The organism is Streptomyces sp. NPDC059256 (genome assembly GCF_042753785.1).
In the GTDB taxonomy this organism is placed as follows: domain Bacteria; phylum Actinomycetota; class Actinomycetes; order Streptomycetales; family Streptomycetaceae; genus Streptomyces.
In genome coordinates this window covers 422,847-433,778 of record NZ_JBHYZO010000005.1, presented here as the reverse complement: position 1 = coordinate 433,778, position 10,932 = coordinate 422,847, and the positions used below count along the sequence as shown (strand labels likewise).

Here is a 10,932-nt window from a genome sequence, read left to right as displayed (position 1 = left end):
TTCCTTCAAATCCCTCTCAGGACTCTCTGGGCTTTTCCCTCCGGTCTTGCGTTTCCAACCCTACCAGACCTTTTTCTCACTCCGTTTCCGGACTTTGAATTCGATCCAGCACCCGATTGGAAGGGCTTTTCGCCTTTCGGCGTGTCCACTACGTTAGCTGATGCCCTGTGCAACTCATAATCGAGTTCATCGGGATGAATTCCGGCATGCCGAAATAGAACCCGATTGGGTTTTGCGAGATGTAGTGGATGGCCGCTTCCGGGGTGCTGAACAGCAGGCCCGGCTCAAGCGGCTCGGGCTACGTTAGGCGGCTCCTGGTGCCGAGTCAAGTTGACCTTCGGCGCGGGGCGTGCGGCCGGTACGGGCTGACCGTCGAGTCCCCGTCGATCCAGTAGCGCCAGGGCTGATGGGCTCCTCCGCCACCCACTCCCGTGCGCGGACCGTTGCGGACCAGCTCAGCACGGGGGGCGGGGCCGGGGAGCAGTACGAGGGGGGCCGCCTCGTCAGCGCAGAGGTCCGTGCCGTTCAAGGCCCGGTCGACATCGAGCGCGGTTGCGAGTCGGGCCGGCCCTTTGGCCAGTTCTCGGTCATGACGGGCCGAGAATCGACGTTTGCGGGCAAGATCTGCGCCTACCCGGATCTCACCTGCCCGGAGAAGGACCCCACTGGCACGGCCTTCCGGACCGCACACGGCGTTGAGGCAGTGCCACATTCCGTAAGTGAAGTAGACATATGCATGGCCGGGTGGTCCGAACATGACCTCGTTGCGCGCCGTACGGCCTCGGTAGGCGTGCGAGCCGGGGTCGACTTCACCGGCGTATGCCTCCACCTCGGTGATGCGCAGCTCGATGGTGCCCTCCGCCGAGCGGCGTACCAAGGTGCAGCCGAGGAGCTGTGGAGCGACCTCCAGAACGGGGCGGTCGAAGAACTCACGCGGCAAAGGCGTACGGTCGGAGGTCTCGATCATGCCGTCCGAGGGTAGCGGGGAACCGGTGGCCCTTGAGGTGCGTAAGTAGGGGTCAAGGCCGAGCAAGAGGAAGAAGGAGTAGACATGGGTTTCAAGAAGCTGCTGGCGAGTCTGGGAGCCGGAGGGGCCTCGGTGGAGACGGTGCTCACCGAGGAGAACGTCGTACCCGGTGGTGTGGTGCAGGGTGAGGTGCGCATCGAGGGCGGCTCCGTCGACCAGAAGATCGAGGGCCTGTCCATCGGCCTTCAGGCGCGGGTCGAGGTGGAGAGCGGTGACGGCGAGTTCAAGCAGGACCTTGAGTTCGTCAAGCAGCGGCTCGGTGGCGCCTTCGAGGTGAAGGCCGGGGCGGTCCATGTGGTGCCCTTCGGTCTGGAGATCCCCTGGGAGACCCCGGTCACCAGCATCGCCGGGCAGCAGCTGCGCGGAATGCACATCGGTGTCACCACGGAGCTGGAGATCGCCCGCGCGGTGGACTCCAGCGATCTGGACCCGATCAATGTGCACCCGCTCCCGTCCCAACAGGCGATCCTCGATGCCTTCCTCCAGCTGGGGTTCCGGTTCAAGAGCGCGGACATGGAGCGCGGGCACATCCGTGGAACACGGCAGCAGCTGCCGTTCTACCAGGAGATCGAGTTCCTGCCGCCGAGCCAGTACCGGGGTCTGAACCAGGTGGAGTTGACCTTCGTCGCGGATTCCCGCGAGATGGACGTGATCCTGGAGATGGACAAGAAGCCCGGACTGTTCAGCGAGGGAAGCGACTCGTACAAGGCGTTCAAGGTGGGTCACCACGACTTCCAGTCGACCGACTGGGGTGCGTACGTCAACCAGTGGCTCGCCGATGTCGGTGGTCGTAGGAACTGGCTCTAGGCTCCGAAGCAGTAGGGAAGCAGCAACAACAGCCGAGCCGGAGGTACAGCCGTGACCGAGTCGAAGAAGGCGCCCCTTCCTCATGACTTTCATCCCCGGGTGCCGTCGTTCACGGTCGTGAGCGACGACGTCAGCCCGGGAACGGCCCTGAAGGACGCGCAGGTCCACGCCGAGGGCAACACCTCGCCCCACTTGCGGTGGGAGGGGTTCCCCCCGGAGACCAAGAGCTTCGCCGTCACCTGTTTCGATCCGGATGCCCCTACGGGCAGCGGCTTTTGGCACTGGGTGCTCTTCGACATCCCCGCGTCCGTGACCGAACTGGCCCCCGGGGCGGGGAGCGGACCCTTCCAGGGTCTACCCGACGGCGCCGTTCATGCCCGCAACGACTACGGCACGAAGGACTTCGGCGGAGCCGCTCCCCCCGCGGGTGAGAACCACCGCTATGTCTTCACCGTGTACGCGGTGGACAGCGCGAAACTCGGACCCGACGAGGATGCGTCACCTGCGGTCGTGGGCTTCAACCTGCGGTTCCACACGCTCGCGCGGGCCTCGTTGATCGGGGAGTACGAAGGTCCGTCGTCCGACTGATCGTTCGTCTGTTGTTTGCCCTGCTCTGGTCTTGGAGAGATCAGAGCAGGGCACTTTTCTTTTCTGGGCCCGGGGGAAGCCCCGGGAGGGGGCGCGGATATTGCGTTGTCCATCTCGACGCGCCCGGCCAGAGTTGATCCGAGCCCAGAGCCCGATCACGGGTGGGGCCGGGATACGGAGGTGGGCGTGATGCGCGACACGCTGGTACTGAATGCGAGCTTCGAGCCGCTGTCCACGGTGTCTTTGAACCGTGCGGTCGTGCTGGTCCTCCAGGACAAGGCCGTCGTCGAGCAGGCCCACCCAGGGCTTCGGGTCCGTGCCGCCACCGTGGAACTTCCGGTGCCACGGGTGATCAGGCTGTGCAGATACGTACGGGTTCCGTTTCGAAGACAGGCACCCTGGTCGAGGCGGGGAGTGCTGGTCCGGGACCAGTACCGGTGTGCGTACTGCGGCAGACGCGCCACCACCGTCGACCATGTCGTGCCGCGTTCCCACGGTGGTGCGGACAGCTGGCTGAACACGGTGGCTTCCTGCGCGGAGGACAACCATCGCAAGGCGGACCGTACGCCGGAGCAGGCGGCGATGCCGCTGCTGCGGGAGCCCTTCGTACCGTCGCCCGCCGATGCCATGCTGCTGGGGTTGCGGGCCGGCGAGCGCTCCGAGCTGCCTGATTGGTTGGTCGCTCGGCCTGCCGCTTAGCGCAGCGTGCATTCGGCCCGTCTTCGACTTGGATCGAGGGCGGGCCTCGTCGTGTCAGCCGTAGCGGCGCAGCAGCAGTTGGGCGATGGCGACCGTGCCGACCACGACGATGAAGGCGCGCAGCACTGTCGGCGAGAGCTTGCGGCCGTACTTGGCGCCCACGTGGCCGCCGATGGCGGAACCGATCGCGATCAGGACGACGGCGGTCCAGTCGGGATCGGCGACGATGATGAAGAAGATCGCTGCGATGGAGTTGACCACCGCGGCGAGGACGTTCTTGACGGCGTTGATCCGCTGAAGGCTCTCGTTGAGGAGCATCCCCATCAGGGCGACGTAGAGGATGCCCTGGGCGGCCGTGAAGTAGCCGCCGTAGATGCTGGCGGCGAGCAGTCCGACGATGAGGAGCGGGCCGCCGTCGGGGTGGGCATCCGTGGTGCCTTTGGCTGCGCGGCGGCTCTGGACGGCTCGGGAGATGCGCGGCTGGAGGACGACCAGGACGAGCGCGAGCGCGACGAGGATCGGGACGATGGTCTCGAAGGCGGTGGGCGGCAGGCTGAGCAGGAGTACGGCGCCGCTGATGCCGCCGACCGCTGCGACGATGCTGAGCTTGATGATTCGGTCGCGTTGCCCGGCGAGTTCGGCCCGGTAGCCGATGGCTCCGCTGATGGCGCCGGAGACGAGGCCGAGTGCGTTGGATACGGTCGCGGTGACGGGTGACAGCCCGGTGGCGAGGAGCACCGGGAAGGTGATCAGCGTTCCCGAGCCGACGACGCTGTTGATGGCGCCGGCGCTGATGCCCGCGACGAAGACGGCGAGCATCTCCCAGATGGTCACACTGTGCCCCTCGATGATCGGTGCCGAATGCACCGATCATGCCTGACCGGGCGGGGAGGTCAGGTGACGGGGGGCTCTTCTCGGCGCTCGATCGGACCGCCGCCGTGTCCTCCTCCGTGCCCGCCGCTGTTGCCCCCACCGTTGCCGCCGCCGTTGCCGCCGGTGTTGAAGCCGGGGACACCGCCGCCGAGGTTGCCGAACGCGCCGGACAGGCCCTTGAGGGCGTCACCGATCTCGCTGGGCACGATCCAGAGCTTGTTGGCATCGCCCTCGGCGATCTTCGGCAGCATCTGGAGGTACTGGTACGAGAGCAGCTTCTGGTCCGGGTCACCCGCGTGGATGGACTCGAAGACCGTGCGGATGGCCTGGGCTTCACCTTCGGCGCGCAGGGCGGCGGCCTTTGCCTCGCCCTCGGCGCGCAGGATGGCGGACTGCTTCTCGCCCTCGGCGGTGAGGATCTGGGACTGGCGGATGCCTTCGGCGGTGAGGATGGCGGCCCGCTTGTCACGGTCGGCGCGCATCTGCTTCTCCATCGAGTCCTGGATGGAGGTGGGCGGCTCGATGGCCTTGAGCTCGACGCGGTTGACGCGGATGCCCCACTTGCCCGTGGCCTCGTCGAGGACGCCGCGCAGGGCGGCGTTGATCTCTTCGCGGGAGGTGAGGGTTCGCTCCAGGTCCATGCCGCCGATGATGTTGCGCAGGGTGGTCACGGTGAGCTGTTCGATCGCCTGGATGTAGCTGGCGACCTCGTAGGTCGCTGCCCTGGCGTCGGTGACCTGGTAGTAGATCACGGTGTCGATGTTGACGACGAGGTTGTCCTGGGTGATCACCGGTTGGGGCGGGAAGGGGACGACCTGTTCGCGGAGGTCGATGCGGTTGCGGATGGAGTCGATGAACGGCACGACGATGTTCAGTCCGGCGTTCAGGGTGCGGGTGTAGCGCCCGAACCTCTCGACGATGGCGGCGCTGGCTTGTGGGATGACCTGGATCGTCTTGATCAGGGCGATGAAGACCAACACCACCAGAATGATCAGGACGATGATGATCGGTTGCATCGAGTTCCCCGTGTCCTTCGCTGCCGAGTGATTCTGATGATCGAGTTTCCCAGACCATGGGCTTGTATGGGGAGCGTTCTGGTCTGTTGTCTCACTTCAGTGGGTTCTGTGAGTCGTTGTGGCGTCGATCCACCGGTCACATCACGACCGCGGTGGCTCCTTCGATCTCCACGACGTCGACCTGCTGGCCGACTTCGAAGGCCATGTCGGCGTCGAGTGCCCGTGCGGACCAGATCTCTCCGGCGAGTTTGATGCGTCCCCCGCTGCCGTCGACCCGTTCGAGCACGACGGCTTGACGCCCTTTCAGGGCGTCGACTCCGCTGGCGAACTGGGGCCGTCCGGCGCGATGTCGGCTGGCGATCGGTCGGACGACGGCGATGAGGGCGACGGACACCACGACGAACACGAGCACTTGGGCGACCACTCCCCCGCCCAGTGCCGCGACGATGGCGCCGCCGACCGCGCCTGCGGAGAACATGCCGAACTCCGGCATCGCCGTGAGGACGAGCGGAATCCCCAGTCCGACCGCGACGATCAACCACCACACCCACGCGTCGATTTCCACTCCTCCATGGTAGTTCTGCCGGTCGGGGTCACGACAGGGGGCGAGGAGGGCTCAACACGTACGAGACACGGCCACCGGCTCCGACCGTGGTGCGGGTGTGGTTGGTGATTGCTCCTGGGGGTGTCCGGGGCCAACCGGATGTTCTGAGAGGTGCGTGGCGGTATGAAGTTGTTCGCGTCCGTACGTACGTCGCGTACGGGGCGGGTCAGCGGAGCGGGAGGCCCTGTGCCGTCCAGCGGGCTCCGTTGCGTTCGACGACCAGGGGCAGACCGAAGCAGAGCGAGAGGTTGCGGGAGGTCAGTTCGGTCTCGACGGGACCGGCGGCGAGCACCCTGCCCTGTCTGATCATCAACACATGGGTGAAGCCCGGAGGGATCTCCTCGACATGGTGGGTCACCATGATCATCGAGGGGGCGATCGGGTCACGGGCGAGCCGACCGAGTCGACGGACCAGGTCCTCACGGCCACCGAGGTCGAGTCCTGCCGCTGGCTCGTCGAGGAGCAGCAGTTCCGGGTCGGTCATCATGGCCCGCGCGATCAGCGTGCGCTTGCGCTCCCCTTCGGAGAGGGTGCCGAACCGACGGTGCAGGTACTCCGTCATCCCGAGGCGGTCGAGGAAGGCACGGGCGCGGTCCTCGTCAACCTGGTCGTAGTTCTCGTGCCAGGTGGCGGTCATGCCGTAGGCGGCCGTGAGAACCGTCTGGAGGACGGTCTGGCGCTTGGGCAGCTTCTCCGCCATGGCGATGCCGGCCATGCCGATGCGGGGGCGGAGGTCGAAGACGTCGATCCGGCCGAGGCGCTCACCGAGGATCGTGACCTCGCCGCCGCTGGGGAAGAGGTAGCTGGACGCGAGGTTGAGGAGCGTGGTCTTGCCGGCGCCGTTCGGGCCGAGGATGATCCAGCGCTCTCCCTCCTTGACCGACCAGGAGACGTCGTCCACTAGAGCGCGTCCGTCGCGGACCACGGATACGTCCACCAGCTCCAGTACATCGCTCATGAGCGCGTTGTCTCCCCATGCAATCGTCTTGAGGTTGTGTGGAGGCGCTGTGTGCCTGTGGGCACAGCCCCATGGGAAAACCTACGCCACCGACCGAGCAACCCCGTCCCCCGGTCCGATCCTTAGGCTGGAGCCATGCTTGTGGAACCGCGTTCAGGACGTCTGGCCTCATGGGGGAACTCACTCCTGGGTCATTTGGTGTCACCCGACGAGGCAGTGTTGGCCATCGTCGGTGACGACGCCGTGCATCGGGTCGAGGGGCTGCCGGGTGAGGCGGGGCCGGTGGGGCTCACGCTCGCGCTGGGCCGGCTGCGGGTGCTGGGGGTGACCGGCTGGCGGCTCGCCTTGCCGGTGCCGGGGCATCCGCTCGGTCTCAGCGGCCCGCCCGAGTTCAACGCCCGCGCCTTGGAGGCGCGGGAGGCCGTGGTCGGGTACGGGGCGCCGTACGGGCTGGTGCCGGAGATCAGCGAAGCGGGTCACCCGGGTGACCCGGCCGATGTGCACACGGAGGTGGTCTGGCACTGCCTGCCGGTGCGCGAGGCGCCGCCGGCCGACGTGCCGTCGTTGGGAGAGGCCGAGCGTGAGCTCGCGGAGGGGCTCAGAGCGGCGACGGAGGCCCTGACCCGACTCGACGTGGCCGCGTCGGGTCCGGTGGCGGAGGCTGCGCTGGACGCCTACCGGGCACGGGCCGAACGGGGTCGGGAGGCGCTGGCTCCGGGCTATCCACCGCGTGCGGTGCGGGTGTTGGAGCTCGCCCAACGGGTGGCGCTGCTGGTCTCGGTGGCCCTGGACGGCGGCGGGACCCGTCTCGGCGGAGCGGTGAGCGCATCGCAGATCGGTGCACGCGGGGAGGTGCTGCGGCCGGTGGAGCGGGTCGCGCGGAGGGCTCAGGTGGCGGCGTACAACGCCTTCGTGGAGGAGCGGGAGCGGGGCGCGTCCTGACGGTGGCGACCGGGCGGCGTCGGTAGGCCCTCCGGGCCGCCCTTCGTCCCCGGTCTCGTTCCGGTCGTGGCGCGGCGGCCCGGACCGTGGGTGAAGGGCCGTGGCGACACGACGACGCCCGGGCATCCGAGCCGGCTCTTGGGGAGGAGGCTTCGGATGCCCGGGCGGGTGGGGCAGCGTCAGCCGTTGATGCCCAGGTTGCCGAACGCGGGGTTCAGAAGGCCGATCACGTTCACCGTGTTGCCGACGACGTTGACCGGAACGTGGACCGGTGCCTGGACGAGGTTGCCCGAGCCGACGCCCGGGGAGCCCACGGCGTGACCGCCTGCGTGCGCGCCCGTGGTGGCGGAGGCCATCCCTGCACCCGCGGCGATCAGGCTGCCGGTGATCATGGTGAGGGCTGCGGCCTTCTTCAGGTTCTTCACTTTTGAACTCCTCCTGGCGTTCGCCGCGGCCAATCGCCGCGGCTCGCCCTGGAGAACGCCCGGACGGCGCACAGGATGCGCCGTCCGGGTGACATACACCCGACAGTATGAATCTCAGACTGGAGCGGAACCGTCTGCCGGTCTGCCCTTCGGTGAGTCGGTCAGTACCAGTCAGCCGGTGGCTCGGTGTCGTGCCGCTCAGTCGGTGAGGCCGTTTCGAACCGCCCAGAGCGCCGCCTGGGTGCGGTCCGCCAGATCGAGCTTCATCAGGATGTTCGACACATGCGTCTTGACGGTCTTCTCGGAGAGGACCAGCGCCCGGGCGATCTCCCGGTTGGAGCGCCCGTCGGCGATGAGGCCGAGGACCTCGCGCTCCCGCTCCGTCAGGGAGGTGCCACGTCCCGAGCCACTGCCGGGCTCGTCCTGGGACAGCAGGGCGCCGGCCACCTCCGCTTGGAGGAGGACATGCCCGGCGTGGACCGAACGGATCGCGCCGGCCAGCGCCTCGGGGTCCACGTCCTTGTACACGTACCCGGAAGCGCCGGCGCGCAGGGCCGGCACCACGGTGCGCTGCTCGGTGAAGCTCGTGACGATCAGCACCTTGGCGGGGTTGGACAGCTCCCGCAGTTTGCGCAGCGCCTCGATGCCGTCCGTGCCCGGCATCTTCACGTCCATCAGGATGACGTCGGGCATGAGTTCCTGCGCGCGGGCGACACCCTCGTCGCCGTCGCCCGCCTCCCCCACCACTTCGATGTCGCCCTGGATCTCCAGGAAGGTCCGCAGGCCCCGGCGTACGACCTGGTGGTCGTCGACCAGTAGGACCCGAACCGTCTTGTCACCCACCGGGGACCTCCATCTCGATCGTCGTGCCCTTGCCGGGTGCCGACACCACGCGTAGCCGACCACCGACCCCGCTCGCGCGGTCGCGCATCGAGACGAGTCCCAGATGGCGACCCGCCCGGCGGACCTCGCGGGGCTCGAAACCCTTGCCGCTGTCGGTGATGCTGAGGACCGCACCCTGTCCTCGGCGGGCGAGGACGACATCGACCTTCTTCGCGCCCGAGTGGCGCAGCGCATTGTGCAGCGCCTCCTGCGCGACCCTGAGCAGGGCTTCCTCCTGGGCCGCGGGAAGTGCCTTCATCCCACAGGTGTCAAAGGTGACGGTGGCGCTGTGCGCTCGGTCCAGTACGTGGATCTGGGTCCGCAGGGTGTTGATGAGTCCGTCCTCGTCCAGTGCGGCGGGCCGCAGTTCGACGACGGCGGCGCGCAGTTCCTCGGTGGCCTCGGCGGCGAGTGCGGCCACCTGCTGGAGCTCGCCCTTGGCGCGGGCCGGGTCACGGTCGACGAGGGCCGCCGCCGCCTGGGCCGTCAGGCGCAGCGAGAACAGCTTCTGGCTGACGGCGTCGTGCAGTTCATGGGCGAGGCGCGACCGCTCCTCGGCGATGGTGAGCTCGCGGCTGCGCTCGTAGAGCCGGGCGTTGGTGAGGGCGATGGCCGCGTGCTGGGCGAGGATAGACAGCAGTTCCTCGTCCTCCTCGGTGAATCCGCAGTCGCCCTGTGGCTTGGGGCAGGACTTGTTGGCGAGGAAGAGGGCGCCGATGATCTCGTCGCCGTCCTTGATGGGGAGGCCGAGGAAGTCGGACATCTCGGGGTGCTCGGCCGGCCAGCCCTCGAAGCGAGGGTCCTTGCGGACGTCGGCGAGTCGCTCGGGCTTGGCGTCGCGCAGCATGGCGGCGAGGATGCCGTGCTGACGGGGCAGCGGTCCGATGGCCTTCCACTGGGCGTCGCTGATCCCGTCGACCACGAACTGGGCGAAGCCTCCGTGGTCGTCGGGGACGCCCAGCGCCGCGTACTGCGCATCGAGCAGTTCCCGGGCCGAGGCGACGATCGTCTTCAGCACATCGCGCACCTCAAGATGCCTGCTCATGGCGAGCAGGGCGGTGCTCACGGCTGCGAGACCGGTGCTGGGTTGCTGACTCATGAACTCACGGTACCGGCGGCGGTGACCCCGCGTATCGGGCCGAGGGAGGCGGTCGCTTAGGGCTGTGGGACTAGGTCGAAGTGCCTTCAGGGTGGGGTCCCGCGGACGAGGCGGCCCGTCGGGTGCCGTTCCTACGGTGGGTGCATCGGCGAGAACGGTCAGTGGCGCCGGGTGCCGAGCGTACCGAAGGGGATGGATGCGATGCCGGTTGCAGTGATCACGGGGGCTTCGAAGGGCCTCGGGCGTGCGCTCGCGGAGGCGCTGGCCCAGCGTGGTTGGGATCTGGTGCTCGGGGCCAGGACCGTCGAGGTGCTGGAGCGGACGGCGGAGGCCGTGCGCTCCCACGGGACGCGGGTGACGGCGGTCTCGGGGGACGTCAATGACGCGGTGCACCGGGGTGAGCTGGTGGCCGCGGCGCGTGAGCTGGGCGGGCTCGACCTGCTGGTGAGCAATGCCAGTGCCTTGGGTGCCGAGCCGTTGGTGCGGCTGGACGTGTTGCCGCTGGACGGGCTGCGTGCGGCGCTGGAGACGAATGTGGTGGCGGCGCTGGGACTGGTGCAGGAGGCGCTGCCGCTGCTGCGCGCCAGCGGGTCGGGCACCGTGATCGCGTTGAGTTCGGATGCGGCGGCCGAGGCGTACGAGACCTGGGGCGGGTACGGGGCTGCGAAGGCGGCGCTGGACCAGTTGGCGGCCGTCCTCGCGGTGGAGGAGCCCGGACTGCGGGTGTGGGCGGTGGACCCGGGCGACATGGACACCGATCTCTATGCGGCTGCCGTGCCCGTGGACGACGAGCACAGGCCCGCACCCCAAACGGTGGTGCCCGGGTTCCTGCGGCTGCTCGACGAGCGGCCCCTGAGTGGCCGGTACGGGGCCCAGGCGCTGCTGGGCGGCCTCTAGGGCCTGTCCGATGCGTCCTGGCCGGGCTGCGGACGCCCTTGGTCGGACATGACCTGAGCCGCGTCCGATGCGGATGGCAGCGGCCGGGGCGTGACTGCGGCGCAATGCCTGCTCG

13 protein-coding genes are annotated in these 10,932 nt (G+C 68.2%); 5 read left to right on the top strand and 8 right to left on the bottom strand.

Annotation, left to right across the window (positions count from 1 at the left end):
* Positions 1-325: 325 nt before the first annotated feature.
* On the bottom strand, positions 326-967 hold the full coding sequence (locus tag ACFXJL_RS15865) for a DNA-3-methyladenine glycosylase (RefSeq protein ID WP_358877571.1): 642 nt from the start codon (positions 965-967) through the stop codon (positions 326-328).
* A gap of 84 nt (positions 968-1,051) precedes the next feature.
* Between ACFXJL_RS15865 and ACFXJL_RS15860 the strand changes: the two genes are divergently transcribed.
* The 3 genes from ACFXJL_RS15860 to ACFXJL_RS15850 all read left to right on the top strand — a co-directional run bounded on the left by ACFXJL_RS15860 (position 1,052) and on the right by ACFXJL_RS15850 (position 3,121).
* Positions 1,052-1,834, top strand: a complete 783-nt coding sequence (locus ACFXJL_RS15860; protein ID WP_358877572.1) for a sporulation protein — start codon at positions 1,052-1,054, stop codon at positions 1,832-1,834.
* A gap of 51 nt (positions 1,835-1,885) precedes the next feature.
* Entirely contained in the window at positions 1,886-2,422 is a 537-nt protein-coding gene (locus tag ACFXJL_RS15855; RefSeq protein WP_384692687.1) for a YbhB/YbcL family Raf kinase inhibitor-like protein, read from the top strand.
* A gap of 189 nt (positions 2,423-2,611) precedes the next feature.
* The gene (locus ACFXJL_RS15850) at positions 2,612-3,121 is read left to right on the top strand and encodes an HNH endonuclease (protein WP_329016738.1); all 510 of its coding nucleotides are present in this window, start codon (positions 2,612-2,614) and stop codon (positions 3,119-3,121) included.
* A gap of 54 nt (positions 3,122-3,175) precedes the next feature.
* On the opposite strand, the gene ACFXJL_RS15845 is transcribed toward ACFXJL_RS15850, so the two are convergent.
* The 4 genes from ACFXJL_RS15845 to ACFXJL_RS15830 all read right to left on the bottom strand — a co-directional run bounded on the left by ACFXJL_RS15845 (position 3,176) and on the right by ACFXJL_RS15830 (position 6,572).
* Complete coding sequence (locus tag ACFXJL_RS15845; RefSeq protein ID WP_384637811.1) at positions 3,176-3,955, bottom strand: sulfite exporter TauE/SafE family protein; 780 nt, start codon at positions 3,953-3,955, stop codon at positions 3,176-3,178.
* A gap of 59 nt (positions 3,956-4,014) precedes the next feature.
* Entirely contained in the window at positions 4,015-5,010 is a 996-nt protein-coding gene (locus ACFXJL_RS15840; protein WP_384637808.1) for an SPFH domain-containing protein, read from the bottom strand.
* Between the two features lie 136 nt (positions 5,011-5,146).
* Positions 5,147-5,575 carry an NfeD family protein gene (locus ACFXJL_RS15835; RefSeq protein ID WP_329016748.1) on the bottom strand — a complete coding sequence of 143 codons (429 nt, stop codon included), beginning with the start codon at positions 5,573-5,575 and terminating at the stop codon, positions 5,147-5,149.
* 205 nt (positions 5,576-5,780) lie between these two features.
* Entirely contained in the window at positions 5,781-6,572 is a 792-nt protein-coding gene (locus tag ACFXJL_RS15830) for an ABC transporter ATP-binding protein (protein ID WP_329016750.1), read from the bottom strand.
* Positions 6,573-6,707: 135 nt separating this feature from the next.
* Between ACFXJL_RS15830 and ACFXJL_RS15825 the strand changes: the two genes are divergently transcribed.
* The gene (locus ACFXJL_RS15825; RefSeq protein WP_358877576.1) at positions 6,708-7,514 is read left to right on the top strand and encodes a hypothetical protein; all 807 of its coding nucleotides are present in this window, start codon (positions 6,708-6,710) and stop codon (positions 7,512-7,514) included.
* A 179-nt stretch (positions 7,515-7,693) separates the two neighbouring features.
* Here the strand turns inward: ACFXJL_RS15825 and ACFXJL_RS15820 are convergent, their stop codons facing one another.
* From ACFXJL_RS15820 to ACFXJL_RS15810, 3 genes are all read right to left on the bottom strand, one after another.
* Entirely contained in the window at positions 7,694-7,939 is a 246-nt protein-coding gene (locus ACFXJL_RS15820) for a chaplin (protein WP_329016756.1), read from the bottom strand.
* 198 nt (positions 7,940-8,137) lie between these two features.
* A complete protein-coding gene (locus tag ACFXJL_RS15815; RefSeq protein ID WP_329016759.1) occupies positions 8,138-8,782 on the bottom strand; it encodes a response regulator transcription factor in 645 nt (214 codons plus the stop codon).
* Positions 8,775-9,920, bottom strand: coding sequence for a GAF domain-containing sensor histidine kinase (locus tag ACFXJL_RS15810; RefSeq protein ID WP_358877577.1), 1,146 nt, complete (start codon positions 9,918-9,920; stop codon positions 8,775-8,777). Before ACFXJL_RS15810 ends, ACFXJL_RS15815 begins: the two co-directional genes overlap by 8 nt.
* Before the next feature lie 201 nt (positions 9,921-10,121).
* Between ACFXJL_RS15810 and ACFXJL_RS15805 the strand changes: the two genes are divergently transcribed.
* Positions 10,122-10,817, top strand: coding sequence for an SDR family oxidoreductase (locus ACFXJL_RS15805; protein WP_358877578.1), 696 nt, complete (start codon positions 10,122-10,124; stop codon positions 10,815-10,817).
* Positions 10,818-10,932: the final 115 nt, after the last annotated feature.